Origin of the sequence: Glutamicibacter sp. NPDC087831 (assembly GCF_044742845.1) — a bacterium.
In the GTDB taxonomy this organism is placed as follows: domain Bacteria; phylum Actinomycetota; class Actinomycetes; order Actinomycetales; family Micrococcaceae; genus Glutamicibacter.
The window spans coordinates 746176-762572 of record NZ_JBIUVH010000001.1; the positions used below are offsets into that span (position 1 = coordinate 746176).

Genomic DNA, 16397 nt, shown 5'->3' on the forward strand with positions numbered 1-16397 from the left:
TAGGAGTCAAACATCATGAAGGTCATCAGCCTAACCACCACGAACTACAAGCGTGCCAAGCATGTGGAAATCAAGCCGGATCCGGACGGCAACCTGGTCATCGTTGCTGGGAAGAACGGGCAGGGCAAGAGCTCAGTGCTCGATAGCATCGCTGCAGCCCTGGGCGGAGCGAACTCCAAGACCACCCCGAAGCCGATCCGCGACGGGGAAGACCGGGCCGAGATTGTTCTCGAAACCGAGGAACTGACCGTCACCCGGGTCTTCACCCCATCCGGTTCACGTCTCACCCTCACCAGCAAGGACGGGGCGAAGTACCCGAAGGCACAAGCGAAGCTCGACGAGCTGGTCGGCAACCTCTCTATGGATCCGCTCGCGTTCACCCTGCTTGATGACAAGAAGCAGCTGGCCCAACTTCTGGATCTGGTCGATCTCCCATTCAATCCCGACCAGCTGGAAGCCGAACGCAAGCAGGTGTTCGAAGAACGCACTGCGGTGAACCGGCGGGTAAAGGAATTCGAATCCGCACTCGCACAATTCGGTGAACTCCCTGCAGACCTGCCATCCGCGGAGGTTTCCGTTTCCGGATTGCTCAGCGAATACCACGAGGCACGAAACAAGAACGAAGTTCTTCAGCGGAGCCAGCAGTTCGTCGAGACCCTGCAAGCAGAGATCGAGCAGCTGGAAGAACAACTGGCCAAGGCCAAGAACGATCTATCTGAAGCACTGGCAAGCGTGGACCCGAACGCCAAGCCAATCGACCTCACTGCGATCCAAGCCCAAATTGATGGGGCGGAGGAAACGAACCGGCTTGTGCGCAAGGCTCAGGAGCGTGGGGCGCTGGCTTTCCAGTTTGAAGCAGCCAAGGGGCAAGCAAACCAGCTCACCGCGATGCTCGACCAGATCGCCAAGACCAAAGCCGACGGACTCGCATCAGCACAATTCCCGGTCGACGGGCTCGGCTTCACCGATGAAGGCGTCACTTACCAGGGCGTCCCATTCAAGCAAGCATCCAGTGCAGAACAGATCCGCGTGAGCATGGCCATGGCCATCGCGTTGAACCCGAAGCTGAAAGTCATCCGCATCCAAGACGGATCCCTTTTGGATTCTGACAGCCTCGCACTGATCGAGGAAACCGCGCAGGAACACGGATACCAGATCTGGCTCGAAGTAGTCGGCGACGACATCGAAGACGCATACACCATCATCGACGGACAGGTGGCCTAGCCATGGCTGGCGAAACTCAGATCACTGTAATTGGGAACCTGACCGCGGATCCCGAACTGCGCTTCACCCCAGCCGGTTCGGCGGTTGCAAACTTCACGATTGCTTCGACTCCACGCACCTTTGACCGCCAGACCAATGAGTGGAGAGACGGTGAAGCGCTATTCCTCCGGGCCTCGGTGTGGAAGGAAGCCGCGGAGAACGTGGCCGAAACCCTCGCCAAGGGCATGCGCGTCATTGCCCAGGGGCGCCTGCGCTCGCGTTCCTATGACACCAAGGAAGGCGAACGGCGCACCGTCATGGAACTGGAAGTAGACGAGATTGGCCCGTCGTTGCGCTTCGCCTCGGCCAAGGTCACCCGCACTCAGCGGGGCAACGGTGAAGGTGCTGCAGGGCGCACCAGCCACGGCGGTGGCGGTGGTGGCTGGAACAGCCCGCCGGCTGCCGGTGGGGGTTAGGGAAATCCACCAGCCCAGAAAGAGCCACCGTTCTAAAGCGATGGCAACACTAATCATCTGCCCACGCTGCAAGCGCCCAGCAGCCAACCATTCACTCCCGCATTGCAGGAAGCGTTTATGCGGGTGGCTTGTCTGCAAGAAGTGCTCTCTCACCTATGAGATCCCGCCAAAGCAGTAACCCTCAGTAAACACCCCGGGTGGCCTGGCCAGCAGTCGGACCAGGCCACCCCAACCCAAAACAATCTTCAGGAGAAAACATGCCAATCGTCACCGCCTACACCACCCAAAACTGCCAGCAATGCCGCAGCACAAAGCGCGTCCTGGACAAAGCCGGGGTCGAATACGAAACCATCCAAGCCGATGCAGCTGACAAGGTTCAGCTTGCAGATGCGATCCGCGAACGAGCAGCCGAACTCGGTGTTTCAGCGACTATGCCGTACGTGACCGTTTACGACATCCACAACACGCTGATCGCTGACTGGTTCGGCTTCCAGCCGGGCATGATCACCGACCACGCACTGGTACGAGACGCAGAGGACGCAGCCTAATGAGTGTCTTTCAAGCAGTGTGGCCAGTCGTGGACAGCACGATCCCATACGAAGAACTGAAGGCCGAAGCCCTCGCCGACCTGCCCAAGGTCGCACGCCGTCACGGAGTCATCACCATCGGCGAACCGAAAGTATTCGTCCGCCTAGGAAATGAGATCCCTGGCGCCGGCCCTGCAGCACTCGTTGTCATCGTCGAGTCACCCGTAGCCGAAGTCCCGCCGACCCGGATCGTAGACCACAAGTATGCGCGGGAATGCGACCGGTGCGGCGTGGAGAAAGCCGTCACTCATGGTGTTGACGAGTACTTCTGCAAGGACTGCAAGAGGTTCGTCATGGCTGACGGCTGGCTGGAGAAAGCATCATGAGCTTCTGCAAGAAGTCTTGCTGCTGGACTCCGTTCCAGGTGTGCGCGACCAAGAAAGAATGCGGTTGCCATACGAGTGCGCGGCTGGTTTACGAGCGGCTCACATTCGAAGAAATCACTCGGGCCAATGCGGTCCTTCAGCTCAAGGGGAAACGAAATTGCTAACCATTACTGACATGTTCTGCGGTGCCGGCGGATCATCCACCGGGCTGCTAGAGATTCCCGGTGTGACCGTGAAAACGGCGATGAACCACTGGGAACGCGCCGTGGAGACCCACAGCTTGAATCACCCATCGACTGACCACGTGCTTGCGGATATCCAGGTGACTGACCCGCGCTACGTCGCATCGTCGGATATCCTTTGGGCGTCACCGGAGTGCACTAATCACTCGGTGGCCAAGGGGAGGAAGCGGATCACCAACCAGCCGGATTTGTTCGGGGATTCCATCGCTGACGAAGCTGCCGAGAAATCCCGCGCAACCATGTGGGATGTGCCCCGGTTCGCTGAACAGCACAAGTACAAGCTGATTATCACCGAGAACGTTGTGGACGCGGCCAAGTGGGTCATGTTCGATGCGTGGCTGATGGCCATGAGCTCCCTGGGCTACAACCACCACATCGTTTACATGAACTCGATGCACGCCCAGCTTGGCGGACTGCCAGCCCCGCAGTCACGCGACCGCATGTACGTGATGTTCTGGCTCAAGGGCAACCCTTGCCCGGACTTCGACAAGCTACGCCCCATGGCGTACTGCCCAACCTGCGATGAAACAGTGCGGGCCATGCAGATCTTCAAGAAGCCCAACGAGCGCTGGGGCCGGTACCGCGCACAGTACAACTACCGCTGCCCGAACACCTCTTGCCGTAACCAGATCATCGAACCTGGCTGGCTGCCGGCAGCGCACGCCATCGACTGGTCGATTCGTGGGCAGAAGATCGGAGACCGTGCACGACCGCTGGCAGACAAGACCCTGGCACGCATCCGGGCAGGGCTGGAAAAGTACGGACAGACCGAACCTTTCCTGTCCCTCATGCGATCCGGGCGTGCCCGAAATTACTCCACCAGCGACACTCTGCAGACCCTCACCACTGAAGGTGCCGGGCACTGCATGGTCGATCCAGTCGGTCTAGCCATCGACGCGGTACGCGGTTCGAACATCATCACCCGCACCGATGAACCATTCGCGACCCAGACCACAAGCTATACCCGTAGCCTGCTGGTTCCAGTCGAAGGGCGCAATGGAAAGTGGGCACAAGCATCCGATGAAGTGATGCGCACGCAAACCACCCGCAACGAAACCGGATTGTTGACCACGCCTGGGCATCACATGCTGATGGAGTACTACGGCAACGGCGTGACCCACCCGGTATCGCGGGCGATCCCGACGATTCCGACCGTGGACCGGTTCGCCATGGTCACCACCATGCGCGGCACTGCGGAGAACCAACTGTCGAACAGCTCCCGGCCAGCCAGCGACCCGCTAGGAACACTCACCGCCGGAGGAAACCACCACGGGCTAACTGAATGGACTACGGAGGATATCAACCAGTGCGAGTTCCGCATGTTGGAGCCACACGAAATCATGGCCGGCATGGCGTTCCCCAAGACCTACCAGATGACCGGGAACAAGCGTGAGCAGGTCAAGCAGTCCGGCAACAGCGTCACCCCGCCAGCAGCCCGCGACCTGGGCACCATCGCAGTAGAAAGCCTGCTAGCAGCATGACCGCGCAACCGCATCCCCACCGTTCGCCAAGGCCCCAATGCCCAGACCCGTGCTGCACGAAAGTTTGGGCGCCAGACAAACGCACAGCAAAGCAGCTACGCGCAGAGATCATCGCCGAGAAAGGAACAACCGCGGAGCACGTCCGATACTACGAACACGCCGGCGGCTGGCACTGGACACGTCTACTTGATAAGCCTCAACGGCCGTATTTTTAGCGTGAAACAAGATGCAAGTGCTGATAGCAATTTGTGTTATCAGCGCTTGCTATGATGGAAATCTAATAGATAGTTAGGAGCAGTAGAGGCCATGAGTGCAGTCTACGAATACCGGCCAGGACCAACCCACGTCCGCGAACGCCGAAGCCACAAAGACCACGCCGAACACATGCGCAAGAACCCCGGTGTGTGGGTCAAGGTCACCGACAAAACCACCCTCGCCGCGGCATACAACATGACCTGGCAAATCAAAAACGGTGGACTCGCATCATTCCGCCCCGCCGGCGCATACGACGCATACAGCAACGGCACCGAAGTCATCGCACGCTATACCGGAGGAGTGGAACAGTGAGCAACTGGAAACTTGGCGATCGAGTCGAAATCAGCCACCGCCTGAACAAACAAACCTGGGACCCAGAAACGCACAAGAAGTTCACAACGAACGGGCTGTACTCGGGGGCAACAGAGAAGCGTTGGGTGCCGATCCCAAAAAAGCTTCAAGGCGTGATTGTTGGCCGGCGCACCGTACAAAACAACTGGGTCGAACATGACTACGAATACGGATCCAGCGCTGTCCCAACCAAGTACATCAGCGCCTACCTCGTCGCCTACAACCTCAACAAGAACCCCGTCCACGTCCTCCCAGAACACATGGTGCGAGTCCCATGAACACCATCATCTACCTCGACGTCGACGGTGTCATCAACGCAATCCGCAGCGGCACCCCATCCCAGAAACGCACCGGATTCATAGACTTCCGACGCGTCACCGTCCGTAGTTTCCAGATCCAGTACGCCCAGGAACTCATCGGCTGGCTCAACGCAATTTCACAAATCGAAAACGTTGAAATCAAATGGCTCACCACATGGCTAGAAGACGCACCAAAGAACCTCTGCCCAGCAATTGGCCTCTTCGGCTGGGATTGGGAAGTTCTCGGCGGCGACCTCACCGACTGGGGCGGAGCTCACTGGTGGAAACTCCAAGCTATCCGCGACGACTTCAACAAGGAGCAACCCAGCCTTGCGATCTGGATTGACGATGACATCAAGCTCGAACGGGAAGCCCTCTTCTGGGTAGCCGAAACCGAAGGTGTCATCGCATACAGCCCCGACCCACTCGACGGGCTCACACAAAACGAGCTCCACGAAATCACCCACACCATCGACGGAAAGGACGGATAACCGTGGCCTGGTTCAACGCAGACGACAAGATGCACTCTCACCCGAAAATGCGTGTCGCAGGACTCGAAGCAATGGGGCTCTGGCTCGTGTCCGGCACCTACTGCACCGACTACCTCACGGACGGCGCCGTGCCCACATGGTTCATCGAGTCCTGGCCCCGCGGGAAAGCTCTCGCCAAACGCCTTGTCGAAGTGCGGCTCTGGGAAGAAATTCCAGATGGATACCAGTTTCTTTCGTGGGGCGAATACCAGCGAACCAAGGAGAAGGTTCTCAAGGATAAGGCTGATGCTGCTGCGCGCAAAGAGAAGCACAAGCTCAAAAAGGAGCAGGAGGAACGCGCCAAGCGTGGGGGAGAGCCACCGTTCTAGCAATGTTCGGAACGGTGTCTAGAACGCGTTCCGAACATGTTCCAAACGCAGACAAGAACACGCTCGGAACAATGCCCAAGACCAAGACCAAGACCAAGAGTTAAGTGGTCACCTCGAACTCTCATCTTTCTGTTTGGAAATTCAATCAAGAAAAGCAGCATTCGTTCAGGAACTTAACGCGAGACCACGCAACGATGCTGATGCAAAAATCCATGAAGGAGAATCCATGATCCTCACCAAATCCCAAGGCGAACGCCTCACCCGCATGATCGCCGCCATGCGCCCAGACTTCGAATCCAACGGCATCGCCCGCATCCTCCAAAAAGCCAACCAAAACGAAGGCATCCCAGCCCACGACATGAACCACGCCATCCGAGCAGCAGCCCACTACACCACCCAGCTCGCCCCAGACGGATCACATGCCAAGCACACCCCGGCCATGTACCCCGCCACCGGCCAACACTGGGACCAAACCGCACCCACCGGATCCCGGCACAAACGCCACCAAGAACCACCCTGCGAAGAACACCCGACCTACGATGCTCGCACCTGCGCCTGCTGCTGGGCCGACATCAAACTCGGAGAACGACCAGAAAACATGCTCGGCAAACGAATCCACGCAGAAGGCAAACCCAACGCCTTCGGCGCCCAAGCAGTCAAGCAAGCACTCCAAGCACTCAAAAGCCCCGAGCACGGAGAAGAATACCTTCCGCAACAACCCGGGGCGTAGCCCCATTCTAAAACTCTTTGTGCCAACCGTTGCTATCAGCAAGCGCTAGATGCGCCACCAGAAAGCGCAGAACGTGCGCAAGAACAAGCGAACACCCGCCCAGTGGGCATTTCCCCATTCAGCACGAAACGAGGCTCTCAAAATGGATTCTACGGCTTCCGAAGCTTTCACCCTCGAACTCCCCAAACTCGCCGACTGGCTCAACCTCAACCAGAAAGAGCACTGGGCGCCACGTAACAAGCGCGCCCAGGCCTGGCGTCATGGTGCGCACATCATGGCGCGCCAGGCCCGGCTGCCAAAAGGGCTGATGCGGGTCCAGGTCGACGCATATGTGTGGAAGAAAACCCGCCGAGTGTACGACCCCCACAATCTTATGCCGACATTGAAACCTGTGATCGACGGGCTGGTCGACTACGGGCTGATCCCAGACGACAACACCACCCACCTGGCCGGCCCGTTCGTCCATCACGGCGGGTACGGTTCCGAAAAGCTCGTGCTGGTCATTCAACCGCTGGACGCATAATTTGCTGGTTGTGATTGCAACCAATAGTTGCTAGTGTTGCAACTGTCGATAAGTAAACAACACTCCCGCTGGTAGCAAACCAGGCGGGGGAGGGGGAACCATCATGTACAAGAAATCTTTGGTAGCCGTCACGGCCGCCATGGTCACGCTGGCTGGTTGTGCGCCGGCTGACCGGGTAGCGGACACGGCACCTGTCGCCATCGACGAGGTGAAGGCTGACCTGTACGGCACCAGCCCAGAGTTTGAACGCGACCTACGCGACTGCCTGGAAGCGCACCCGATCCCGGCGGATCACGCACCAAACCACCCAGCAGCGGCACCGCTCGCTAAGTGCGTGGCCAACGTTTACGCAGCACACGGCGGTGCGAAATGAGCCAGCCATCCAAAAAAGTTCAACCAACGGCCAATCCTTCAGGCGAACAGCGCCGAATGCATTCTGGCTCTGTGCCGGGTGTAGGCAGCATGGGGGTGCCAACAACCAGCACAGGGCCGCACGCCACCAACCTGGACACTCTGCGCAAGATCGCAGAAGCCGCTCCGGCTGGGGACTGGGAACCCCGCACCACTGGGCCTTGGCATGGTGATCATTGGTACGTCTCCAGCGGCGGTGAGCATGTGGCCATGATCGCTGCACAGGACGGGATCAACGAGGAAGAACGCGAGCCGCTAGCCACCCACATCGCCACGTTCGATCCGCCTACTGTCCTCGCACTCCTGTCCTGCCTCGAACAGGCTGAACAGCAGGTAGCAAGGGTGCGGGAGGTTATCCACCAGTACGACCCGGAATGCCTGACCTGCATGTGCAACTCGGACGGCGACTGCTGCAAATGCACCGTAGCCGACTTCCAAGAAGCCTTGGACGGTGAGCCGAATGAGTGACCTCGCGCCGAATGAGTCCCGCCAGCGCGCCGGGAAAATCTACGCCGACGGCAACCAAGTGATATGGCAGATGCCGAACAACACCTACATGCGCATGACACCAGAGCAAGCCGTCATCATCGCAACCCAAATCATCAAAGCAGCAGGAGAAGCCCAATGAGTCTGCACCTGTACCGAGTGACCGTCCACAAGTACCCCACCCAGGACGGTGCGCCGTTCGATGAGCAGCCGGAGGAGTTCTGGCAGGAATGCATAGACGCATATTCGGGGGACGCAGTGGCGGAACCGCTACCCGATTTCATGGACTGGGATTTCGGGGAATGGATCTACCAAGAGGCAGGGTACGGGCAGGCCTACGAGTACCCATCAAATTATGCGGGCGTGCATATCCAAACCGACCCTCCCATGGTGGTACCGGTGGCCCGCCGTAAGCATTGGCTATCACGGCACGCAGCCACCAGGAAAGCCGCGCAACTCCGCGAATGGGGTTGTGAAGTCACCGTGGAGAAATCCAAACCAATCGAATTCGAGGACACCAAATGAGCAACCTATTCGACCCGACACCTGGTCAAGATTACGGATTCTGCCGGACCTGCAGTAAACCGATGCCCACCGAAGCGGACAAGAACCAGCACTGGGCTTCACCAGAGAGCCAAGGCCACACCATCCACGTCCAGAACCAGCCCCGACCAACCCGGATCCGCGACCACATTCAACAGGGCGTAGACGACGCAATGAGCAGCTTCTACTCCGAAATGGACAGCCTGATCGCCCAAGGCCACTTGACCGAAGAAGAAGCCAGCAGCGCCATGAAAACAGCTTTCGTAGACGTCGCAGACGGATGGGACGAATACAGCAATGACAACTAACCAGCCCCCGCTAAATCCGGATGCGATCGAAGCTGGCGCGAAAGCGTTGTTCCTGCGTGAACGGAAGTACCACACCCCGAGCATTGAATGCCCAGAACCGCCGAACTGGGAAGACCTCACCGAAACCAGCATGGAACACTACCGGGGCAACGCACGCGCTGTTCTCGCCGTCGCCCAGCCGGTAGTGAACAGCGTGGAAGAACTCGACGCCCTGCCACACGGAACAGTCATCATGGCGACGGGTGGCCGGTGGAATCCTGGGCATCCCGAGCTGTTCCTCAAATGCGGATACGCTCACGCCCCGTGGATGGCTCTTGACCCTTCCGACCGAGACGACGGAGAAAACCTGGAATCGTCCGGTGCAGTTTTGAGATGGCGCTGCGATGGTGAAGCCCGTGTTCTTTACAGGCCGGTGGATGGGTAATGAATGACAAGGACTTCTGCTGGTGTGACGAAACACCCGGGATTATTTGCGGCTGGTGCTACTTGGGTAACGACGAAGCGAAAGGAGTCCTCTGATGTCCGCTAATGACAAGGTCGCAGCGACCACCCACGGCGGGGAATTCACGCCGGACACTGCGACCATACGAACGTTCTATACAAGCGACACTGACGGTTACCCTATTCCCGGTCGCGCTGCCCAGTTCAACCGCTGGCTGGAAACTGTCCGCGCCGAAGCGAAAGCAGAAGCGCTACGTGAAGCGGCCGATCAAACGCCAGTTCACTGGGACTTCCCGCCACATGCATCCGCACTACAGATCCGTCCGTGGCTTCGTGACCGCGCCAACCAGTACAAGGAGGAACTCGCCAATGGTCGTTAGAGTTACCGCTGAGAACCTGGGCAAAGCGATCAAACGATACAAGGGCGAACCCACCTACGCCCCAGGGCAGGAGCGTGACGGGAAGCTGATCTGTGGGGCGAAGAAGCGCGGCAAGGACGAAGCGTGCGGATCCTCACCAGTACCAGGCGGGGTACGGTGCGGCCGGCACGGAGGCAACAGCCCGAAAGCCAAAACAGCAGCAGAAGCAAGGATCGCGGAACAAGAATTGAACCACGCCATAGGCACACTCGGAATCACCGAGAAATACCCAGACATCGACCCCGCCCAAGCACTGCTGCAAGAGATCCGGATCAGCCACGCACACGTCCAATGGCTCCGCACGAAGGTATCCGAGGTTGAACCTAACGAGCTTGTATGGGGCATAACAAAGACTGAAGTTGGTATCGGTGCCCAAGGGCCAGTTGATATGACCGTACAAGAAGCAGGATTCAACACCTGGTACACGCTCTACACCAAAGAACGCGAACACTTCGCCAAGCTCACCACAATGGCACTCAAAGCCGGTATTGAACAACGGCGCATCGAACTCGAAGAGCAAAAAGCAGAACTCGTTGTGGTCGCGTTGAAACAGATCTTCGCCGCCTTGAATCTCTCCAAGATCCAAGCTGACATGCTCCCCACCATCGTCCCCAACGCCCTACGCCAACTCACCGGAGGAACACCATGAGTGTCATCCAGATCGTCCTCGGCATCGTCGTATTCATCATCTGCGGATGGATAGCAAGCCTCGGCATGGGCAACGGAGGTTTAGCTACGTTCTTCTTCCTCGGGCTCGCCTCCGTTATCTGTGTACTGGCGCTTTGGTGGATAGGAATCCCGCAATACATCGTCTACTACCTCATTGGAGGAACACCGTGACCACCACCCGTGAAGCCCGCCACCTATCCGGCGCAGACCTCGGCAAGGCGATCACGGTCGACCTCGAAGAGCACACTGTCACCGGACATCTGACCAGTGTGTGCCACCGAGCCAACCTGATCGACGATGAACGCCTCTGCGAAACCATGCCACGCTACGAGATCGGTCCCGGCAAAACAATGATCGAAATCCTCGTCACTAACGGCATACTCCAGACCACCATCGAACCAACCCACCCCGTCACCATCACCGGCGTCGACACCCCACCAGGCTTGAACCTCTACCGCAGTGTGATCGACCAGAAAGGGCAGCAATGAACATCACTGCCAAAGAACTCTCAGGCATGCACATCGGCAAGAAAATAAAACTCGGCGCAACCTACGCCACGATCAAGAAGATCGAAAGCAACGCCCAAACCGTGGACTTGAGAGCGGAATACCTGAACCTATCGAGCGGGCCAGAGGCGTACTTCTTGTCCATTCCAGTAGACGCGATCATCACCATCCAAGCCAATGAGTCAACTGGTCCCATTGGAGTGGGCGGTACTGCCGTAATGACCAACAGGTTCGGAACACCAAGCCATCTAGTGGATTTACTCCCAAAAAACCGGTTGATCGAATCCCAGTCAGTTGACTTTCTAAAAGCAACATGCATCGAACTGATCCGCAACGGCAAGCGGGACACGATCAGATACGGTGAACCGGGAGTGAAGATCTATCTGCAGGACGACGGGAGAACACTCAAAATCCATTTCAAGGAGGAGTAGTGAGCACACCAATAGTTGACCTCAACTACTTGCAAGAGGGTTACTGGCAGCCATCAGTCAACGGTGAGGCGTTCAAGCCAAGCTTCCCGCCACCGGGAATTCGCTACTACAAGATGACCGGCCGCCACCGAATCAACGGTGAATGGCTCGTTGTTCACACCGGCGAACGTGGGTTCACAACCTACCGATACATCGAACCGATTACCATCGAACGAATCAACTACCCGAAGGAGGGGTGCTGATGGCTTGCCTAGCTTGTGAGTACACCACGGCCGCCGGCCTGTACTTGTGCAACCACTGTGACACCCGGTTCCGTGCCGTCCTGGATCGTGTGCCGGCGACGTTGCGGACCGCTGCGGCGACGTTGGCGAATCAGGGTGTGCAGCCCCGTGTCGGGTCCGCTGGCACTAGCGCTCCTGGTGCGCCGTTGAACTTGGACATGGCTGAACGGCTTGGCGAATACGAGCGTCGACTCACCGAGCTGGCCCACTGGGTGAACGGACGCGAGGAACCGGACCGCTTGCGGATCTTCACCAGCACGTTCCACGCCGCCGAATACCTACGCGCCCTCGCCCACACCCTGCGCCAGCGTGAGTACGTCGCCGACATCTACCAGGAGCTCCGCGACCTTGAACGACGCGTCATCTCAGCAGCTGACCGGCCAATCCAGAAACGCCCACTAGGGGAGTGCGGCGCACTGCTCATGGATGACGCCACCAACGTCATCACCCGTTGCGCCGGCACCGTTGAAGGCCACGAAACAGCCACCACCGGACGCTGCAAAGAATGCCACCGAGAACACGACCTCACCGACCGCATCACCGAACGATTCGCCCAAGCCTGGCACCACATCGCACCACTGAGCGTGGTCGTCCGGGCCTTGAATGATGCCGGCTACCCAATCAAATACGCCACCGCCAGGCAATGGGTGCACCGCGGCAAACTCCACCCCCGATGCGACCTCAAAACACGACAGGAGGGCCACAGTCCCGCGGACGTTCTCATAGTTATGCGCAAATAAGCAACTACCCGTTACATCAATTGCTATCAGCAGTTGCTAAACGGCCAAAGTGTCACTAGGCTAAAAGCCAAGATCGAAGAACTGTGACCAGTGAAGATCTGCGCAGCAGGCGGAACCACTTATCGACAATAAGAACGCCGAGAGCAGAGCCACGCACCCCCATGGCGTGAGCAGTCTGCCATGACCGGCACCACCAGCACGCACAACCAAATAGCCCCCAGGCACACGAGCCCGGGGGAGCGCTACCGGGTATGTCCCCACCAGCTCACGACTGAGTAGCGCACGACACTGGTTTGCTCATGGCCAGTAGAATCCCGTCACCCCATGGACGGGTCGGCATGGTCCCCGCCGAATTGAAGCGGACCACCATCTCCGCTGGTGTAGTTGGCAGCACGACAGGTTTTGGTCCTGTAGATCGAGGTTCGAACCCTCGGTGGAGAACTCGGGGTAAACACACCAATGTGTGAAGGCGCCCATGACGGCTGCGAGTAGGGAAACCTAGTCTTCAACAGCCCAAGGCCAACCTGCCCCACCAAACTTGACGGCGCGACCCCTAACCAAACATTGATGCGAGTAGGCCAGCCGCCGTCAACAACATTAGAAGCCACCGGCTATTCACCGGTGGCTCGATGACCTTTGGGCGTAGTGTCCGTAGACACCAGAGGCTTGCAAACGAACCGTACTTGCCTCAGGCGTTCGGGTCGATGTCGTCCAGATGATTATAAGCCGGATTGCCCGTAGAAGGTAAGTGTTTCTTGGAGGTGCTGCCGTGTCCGCCGCATTCGATTGGGCGGAGTACGCGGCCCGAGCCTTCGAGATACCAGAGCATGATTGGGCGACTCCCGGAGCTCTCGCGAAAGCGATCGAGCCGACCACGTTGCAAACCTCGGCACTTGACCTGATTGACGAGTACCTGGTGAAGGTCGAAGCGGGGGAGATTGACCGGCTGATCATCAACCTGCCGCCCCAGGAAGGCAAGAGCACCCGCGTCACGACGATCGGGCCGCTCTGGTTCCTCACCCGCAACCCTGACCGTCGCATCGCCATCGTCTCCTACGCCCAAGATTTAGCTGACGAGTTCGGCAGGAACATCCGTAATCACATCGCATCCAATGACGGTGATGACGAAACCCTCGACCTCGGCCTGCGCGTCGCCAAAGACAACGGTGCTGCGCGACGCTGGAAACTGGACGGGAAAAAGGGTGGCGTCCGCTCAGTCGGTATCCGCGGCGGCCTAACAGGTCGAGCCGTCGATGCTTTGTTCATTGACGACCCCATCAGCAACCTTGAACAGGCGTACTCGAAAACCTATCGTGAGCAAGCGTGGGGATTCTGGCAGTCCGTCGGCATCACCCGACTCGCCCCCGGCGCACCCGTGATCCTGGTACTGACTCGCTGGCACGCTGACGACCTAGCCGGCCGCCTGCTCGCCGGTGAAGACGCTGACCGCTGGACCGTACTCAACATCCCCGCCGAAGCCGTGGAAAACGACCCCCTCGACCGTAAACCCGGCGAATGGCTCGAATCAGCCCGCCAGCGTACCCCGCACCAGTGGGAGCAGATCAAAGTGTCTGTCGGCCCCAAGGTGTGGCAATCCCTGTACCAGGGCAATCCGACCTTGGACGACGGCGGCGTACTCCCAACAGAGTGGGCCCGCTACGACCAACCTATGTGGATCGAACACGCTGACGGACGGCACACCGTGCCCGGCATCGACCGCGATGACCACGAACTCATACAGTCCTGGGACCTCGCGTTCAAGGGCGAGAACACCAGCGACTACGTAGTCGGACAAGTCTGGTTACGCGTCGGAAACGTCGCCTACCTGCTCGACCAAGTCCGCCGGCGGATGAACTTCAACGAGACGTGCGACGCGATCGAAACCATGACAGCAAAGTGGCCGGAAGCAACCGCCAAACTCGTTGAAGACAAAGCCAACGGCCCCGCGGTCATGAACGCTCTGCAGAAGAAAGTCATCGGGCTGATCCCAGTCGAACCAGTCGGCTCGAAATACGCTCGCGTGTCAGCCGTTAGCCCGTTGGCGTTCTCCAAGAACATCGTCCTGCCATCCACGACGCTCTGCCCCTGGGTGGAACACTTCACCCAAGAAGCACTGTCCTTCCCTGCAGGCGCAAACGATGACCAGCTGGACACCATGTCCCAAGCAGTGAATCAGTTGCTCCTGCACCGCATTGACGGTCAAGGGGATGACATTGTGCAGCCGGATGAATATGACCAACTCGAAACCGACGGATACTATCTGTCGCCCTACTAGGAATGGTGGTGCCGTGTGGATCTGAACCTCAAAGATTGGGCGCCACTAGCCGAAGCTGACACAACCGAGCGCGTCCCAGTAGGCACCGTGTCCTCGCTGGAGCACAAGCTGGAAACTTTGACCGAGTCCATGGCCCAGCTGTCATTGGCCCGTGAGGATGCTGGTTGGGAACGGATCCTGCAGGACGGGCAACGCGAACTCACACCGGAGGCACGCCGGCGCAACGCTGAGCTGTGCCGTGTGTATGCGATCGCTAACCCGCTGATCAAGCGCGGCCTGGAACTGCGTGCAGCCTACGTGTTCGGGCAGGGAGTTGGAACCACAGCCACCGGTGAACGCGTCAACGACCTCGTTCAGACTTGGTTGGATGACCCGGAAGTACGTGAGGTGTTCGCAGGCTCCGAAGCGCAGGCACGCAACGAACTCGCTTTGGGCACTGATGGCAACGTGTTCTTCGCCCTGTTCACCAACCCGCTCACCGGACGTGTGAAGCCCCGGGTGATCCCGTTCGAGGAAATCCAAGAGCAGATCACCGACCCGGAAGACTCCCTGTCTGTCCGCTACTACAAGCGGGTCTGGAATCGGCGCGACGCATCTGGCCGCGAGCAAGAGGTCACGACGTACCATCCTCGGTACGATTACCGCCCTCAGATGCGCCAACGCCGATACGGGGCCACCCCGAACAGTGTCGGCCACGACATCATCTGGGATGCACCGATCTACCACATCAAGGTCAACGCCCTCACCGGCTGGCAATACGGTATCGGCGACGCTTTCGCCGCCCTGCCGTGGGCTCGTGGATACAAGGAATTCCTTGAAGCGTGGGCGATCATGATGAACGCGCTGTCCAAGATCGTTTGGCAGCGCGTCGGCAAGAGCGGAAAGCGTACCGCGGCGACAGGTCGTCGTGAGCTGCAGAAGATCGAGAGCATGGCGCCAGGCGGTGGCGTGAACGCTACTGACGATTCGAAGCTTGAAGCGGTGCCGAAGACAGGCGCCACCATCGACAGCGACTCAGCGAAGCCGTTGGCAGCCATGGTCGCTACCGCGTTGGGTATCCCAGTGACCATGTTGCTCGCGGATCCCGGCCAGACCGGCGCACGCGCTGTCGCGGAAACACTGGACTTCCCAACCACCCTGACGATGCAAGGTCGCCAGGAGGTTTGGCGTGAAGCGCGCCGGCAGATCCTCGGCTACGTCATCGACCAGGCTGTCATTGCCCCGCGTGGTGTGCTGCGTGGCCAAGGCAAAACGGTGCGAGACGGCGACCGGCTCCAAACGGTGCTCACCAATGAGGATGACCGGACGCTCACTATCGCGTTCCCGGACATCACCAAGGTGGACCCGAAGACCATGATGGACGCTTTGGAGAAGGCCGACGGCCACATCCCACCGTTGCTTTTGGCTGAGATGATCATGCGTGCCCTGGGTGTGCGTGACGTTGACGAGTGGCTGGAAGAGCTGACCGATGATGAAGGCAACTTCCTCGACCCGCTCGTGGTAGCCGGGCAGGCCGCGGCTGACGCGTACCGGGCTGGACAAGAATAGGTGGTGA

The 16397-nt window shown here is 58.8% G+C and carries 25 protein-coding genes and 1 pseudogene; all 26 read left to right on the forward strand.

Annotation, left to right across the window (positions count from 1 at the left end; all coding sequences use genetic code 11):
- Positions 1–15: 15 nt before the first annotated feature.
- The gene (locus ACIOJF_RS03605) at positions 16–1224 is read left to right on the forward strand and encodes an AAA family ATPase (protein ID WP_402741216.1); all 1209 of its coding nucleotides are present in this window, start codon (positions 16–18) and stop codon (positions 1222–1224) included.
- 2 nt (positions 1225–1226) lie between these two features.
- Positions 1227–1676 (forward strand): annotated as a pseudogene (locus ACIOJF_RS03610) (single-stranded DNA-binding protein); the annotation flags it as partial.
- A 260-nt stretch (positions 1677–1936) separates the two neighbouring features.
- Entirely contained in the window at positions 1937–2227 is a 291-nt protein-coding gene (locus ACIOJF_RS03615) for a glutaredoxin domain-containing protein (protein WP_402741217.1), read from the forward strand.
- Positions 2227–2592 carry a hypothetical protein gene (locus tag ACIOJF_RS03620; protein WP_402741218.1) on the forward strand — a complete coding sequence of 122 codons (366 nt, stop codon included), beginning with the start codon at positions 2227–2229 and terminating at the stop codon, positions 2590–2592. The genes ACIOJF_RS03615 and ACIOJF_RS03620 overlap by 1 nt, the downstream gene beginning before the upstream one ends.
- Before the next feature lie 157 nt (positions 2593–2749).
- A complete protein-coding gene (locus ACIOJF_RS03625; protein WP_402741219.1) occupies positions 2750–4315 on the forward strand; it encodes a DNA cytosine methyltransferase in 1566 nt (521 codons plus the stop codon).
- 306 nt (positions 4316–4621) lie between these two features.
- A complete protein-coding gene (locus ACIOJF_RS03630; protein WP_402741220.1) occupies positions 4622–4882 on the forward strand; it encodes a hypothetical protein in 261 nt (86 codons plus the stop codon).
- Positions 4879–5199, forward strand: a complete 321-nt coding sequence (locus ACIOJF_RS03635; RefSeq protein WP_402741221.1) for a hypothetical protein — start codon at positions 4879–4881, stop codon at positions 5197–5199. Before ACIOJF_RS03630 ends, ACIOJF_RS03635 begins: the two co-directional genes overlap by 4 nt.
- Complete coding sequence (locus ACIOJF_RS03640) at positions 5196–5711, forward strand: HAD domain-containing protein (RefSeq protein WP_402741222.1); 516 nt, start codon at positions 5196–5198, stop codon at positions 5709–5711. The genes ACIOJF_RS03635 and ACIOJF_RS03640 overlap by 4 nt, the downstream gene beginning before the upstream one ends.
- A 2-nt stretch (positions 5712–5713) precedes the next feature.
- Positions 5714–6079, forward strand: a complete 366-nt coding sequence (locus ACIOJF_RS03645) for a hypothetical protein (RefSeq protein WP_402741223.1) — start codon at positions 5714–5716, stop codon at positions 6077–6079.
- Between the two features lie 226 nt (positions 6080–6305).
- Positions 6306–6809 (forward strand): hypothetical protein, encoded by a 504-nt coding sequence (locus tag ACIOJF_RS03650; RefSeq protein ID WP_402741224.1) that lies wholly within the window; start codon positions 6306–6308, stop codon positions 6807–6809.
- Positions 6810–6858: 49 nt separating this feature from the next.
- On the forward strand, positions 6859–7332 hold the full coding sequence (locus ACIOJF_RS03655) for a hypothetical protein (RefSeq protein WP_402741225.1): 474 nt from the start codon (positions 6859–6861) through the stop codon (positions 7330–7332).
- Positions 7333–7435: 103 nt separating this feature from the next.
- Positions 7436–7705: a hypothetical protein gene (locus tag ACIOJF_RS03660; protein ID WP_402741226.1), complete on the forward strand. Its 270-nt coding sequence runs from the start codon at positions 7436–7438 to the stop codon at positions 7703–7705.
- Between the two features lie 95 nt (positions 7706–7800).
- Complete coding sequence (locus ACIOJF_RS03665) at positions 7801–8211, forward strand: ead/Ea22-like family protein (protein WP_402741227.1); 411 nt, start codon at positions 7801–7803, stop codon at positions 8209–8211.
- Complete coding sequence (locus tag ACIOJF_RS03670) at positions 8204–8371, forward strand: hypothetical protein (protein WP_402741228.1); 168 nt, start codon at positions 8204–8206, stop codon at positions 8369–8371. Before ACIOJF_RS03665 ends, ACIOJF_RS03670 begins: the two co-directional genes overlap by 8 nt.
- Entirely contained in the window at positions 8368–8754 is a 387-nt protein-coding gene (locus ACIOJF_RS03675; protein WP_402741229.1) for a hypothetical protein, read from the forward strand. The genes ACIOJF_RS03670 and ACIOJF_RS03675 overlap by 4 nt, the downstream gene beginning before the upstream one ends.
- Complete coding sequence (locus tag ACIOJF_RS03680; RefSeq protein ID WP_402741230.1) at positions 8751–9080, forward strand: hypothetical protein; 330 nt, start codon at positions 8751–8753, stop codon at positions 9078–9080. Before ACIOJF_RS03675 ends, ACIOJF_RS03680 begins: the two co-directional genes overlap by 4 nt.
- Positions 9070–9504, forward strand: coding sequence for a hypothetical protein (locus ACIOJF_RS03685; protein WP_402741231.1), 435 nt, complete (start codon positions 9070–9072; stop codon positions 9502–9504). The genes ACIOJF_RS03680 and ACIOJF_RS03685 overlap by 11 nt, the downstream gene beginning before the upstream one ends.
- Before the next feature lie 94 nt (positions 9505–9598).
- Positions 9599–9901 (forward strand): hypothetical protein, encoded by a 303-nt coding sequence (locus ACIOJF_RS03690; protein ID WP_402741232.1) that lies wholly within the window; start codon positions 9599–9601, stop codon positions 9899–9901.
- A complete protein-coding gene (locus ACIOJF_RS03695; protein WP_402741233.1) occupies positions 9891–10589 on the forward strand; it encodes a hypothetical protein in 699 nt (232 codons plus the stop codon). Before ACIOJF_RS03690 ends, ACIOJF_RS03695 begins: the two co-directional genes overlap by 11 nt.
- Complete coding sequence (locus ACIOJF_RS03700) at positions 10586–10780, forward strand: hypothetical protein (RefSeq protein WP_402741234.1); 195 nt, start codon at positions 10586–10588, stop codon at positions 10778–10780. The genes ACIOJF_RS03695 and ACIOJF_RS03700 overlap by 4 nt, the downstream gene beginning before the upstream one ends.
- A complete protein-coding gene (locus ACIOJF_RS03705) occupies positions 10777–11097 on the forward strand; it encodes a hypothetical protein (RefSeq protein ID WP_402741235.1) in 321 nt (106 codons plus the stop codon). The genes ACIOJF_RS03700 and ACIOJF_RS03705 overlap by 4 nt, the downstream gene beginning before the upstream one ends.
- The gene (locus ACIOJF_RS03710) at positions 11094–11546 is read left to right on the forward strand and encodes a hypothetical protein (RefSeq protein ID WP_402741236.1); all 453 of its coding nucleotides are present in this window, start codon (positions 11094–11096) and stop codon (positions 11544–11546) included. The genes ACIOJF_RS03705 and ACIOJF_RS03710 overlap by 4 nt, the downstream gene beginning before the upstream one ends.
- The gene (locus tag ACIOJF_RS03715) at positions 11546–11788 is read left to right on the forward strand and encodes a hypothetical protein (RefSeq protein ID WP_402741237.1); all 243 of its coding nucleotides are present in this window, start codon (positions 11546–11548) and stop codon (positions 11786–11788) included. The genes ACIOJF_RS03710 and ACIOJF_RS03715 overlap by 1 nt, the downstream gene beginning before the upstream one ends.
- Positions 11789–11985: 197 nt before the next feature.
- Positions 11986–12567 (forward strand): hypothetical protein, encoded by a 582-nt coding sequence (locus ACIOJF_RS03720; RefSeq protein ID WP_402741238.1) that lies wholly within the window; start codon positions 11986–11988, stop codon positions 12565–12567.
- A 748-nt stretch (positions 12568–13315) separates the two neighbouring features.
- The gene (terL, locus tag ACIOJF_RS03725) at positions 13316–14842 is read left to right on the forward strand and encodes a phage terminase large subunit (RefSeq protein WP_402741239.1); all 1527 of its coding nucleotides are present in this window, start codon (positions 13316–13318) and stop codon (positions 14840–14842) included.
- 15 nt (positions 14843–14857) lie between these two features.
- Positions 14858–16390, forward strand: coding sequence for a hypothetical protein (locus ACIOJF_RS03730; RefSeq protein WP_402741379.1), 1533 nt, complete (start codon positions 14858–14860; stop codon positions 16388–16390).
- The last annotated feature ends 7 nt before the right edge of the window (positions 16391–16397 follow it).

What these genes read in the sequence shown, in the direction of transcription:
- ACIOJF_RS03605 (WP_402741216.1), top strand. Translation starts at nt 16, where the DNA reads ATGAAGGTCATCAGCCTAACCACCACGAACTACAAGCGTGCCAAGCAT.
- ACIOJF_RS03615 (WP_402741217.1), top strand. Translation starts at nt 1,937, where the DNA reads ATGCCAATCGTCACCGCCTACACCACCCAAAACTGCCAGCAATGCCGC.
- ACIOJF_RS03620 (WP_402741218.1), top strand. Translation starts at nt 2,227, where the DNA reads ATGAGTGTCTTTCAAGCAGTGTGGCCAGTCGTGGACAGCACGATCCCA.
- ACIOJF_RS03630 (WP_402741220.1), top strand. Translation starts at nt 4,622, where the DNA reads ATGAGTGCAGTCTACGAATACCGGCCAGGACCAACCCACGTCCGCGAA.
- ACIOJF_RS03640 (WP_402741222.1), top strand. Translation starts at nt 5,196, where the DNA reads ATGAACACCATCATCTACCTCGACGTCGACGGTGTCATCAACGCAATC.
- ACIOJF_RS03650 (WP_402741224.1), top strand. Translation starts at nt 6,306, where the DNA reads ATGATCCTCACCAAATCCCAAGGCGAACGCCTCACCCGCATGATCGCC.
- ACIOJF_RS03655 (WP_402741225.1), top strand. Translation starts at nt 6,859, where the DNA reads ATGCGCCACCAGAAAGCGCAGAACGTGCGCAAGAACAAGCGAACACCC.
- ACIOJF_RS03660 (WP_402741226.1), top strand. Translation starts at nt 7,436, where the DNA reads ATGTACAAGAAATCTTTGGTAGCCGTCACGGCCGCCATGGTCACGCTG.
- ACIOJF_RS03670 (WP_402741228.1), top strand. Translation starts at nt 8,204, where the DNA reads ATGAGTGACCTCGCGCCGAATGAGTCCCGCCAGCGCGCCGGGAAAATC.
- ACIOJF_RS03675 (WP_402741229.1), top strand. Translation starts at nt 8,368, where the DNA reads ATGAGTCTGCACCTGTACCGAGTGACCGTCCACAAGTACCCCACCCAG.
- ACIOJF_RS03680 (WP_402741230.1), top strand. Translation starts at nt 8,751, where the DNA reads ATGAGCAACCTATTCGACCCGACACCTGGTCAAGATTACGGATTCTGC.
- ACIOJF_RS03685 (WP_402741231.1), top strand. Translation starts at nt 9,070, where the DNA reads ATGACAACTAACCAGCCCCCGCTAAATCCGGATGCGATCGAAGCTGGC.
- ACIOJF_RS03690 (WP_402741232.1), top strand. Translation starts at nt 9,599, where the DNA reads ATGTCCGCTAATGACAAGGTCGCAGCGACCACCCACGGCGGGGAATTC.
- ACIOJF_RS03695 (WP_402741233.1), top strand. Translation starts at nt 9,891, where the DNA reads ATGGTCGTTAGAGTTACCGCTGAGAACCTGGGCAAAGCGATCAAACGA.
- ACIOJF_RS03700 (WP_402741234.1), top strand. Translation starts at nt 10,586, where the DNA reads ATGAGTGTCATCCAGATCGTCCTCGGCATCGTCGTATTCATCATCTGC.
- ACIOJF_RS03710 (WP_402741236.1), top strand. Translation starts at nt 11,094, where the DNA reads ATGAACATCACTGCCAAAGAACTCTCAGGCATGCACATCGGCAAGAAA.
- ACIOJF_RS03720 (WP_402741238.1), top strand. Translation starts at nt 11,986, where the DNA reads ATGGCTGAACGGCTTGGCGAATACGAGCGTCGACTCACCGAGCTGGCC.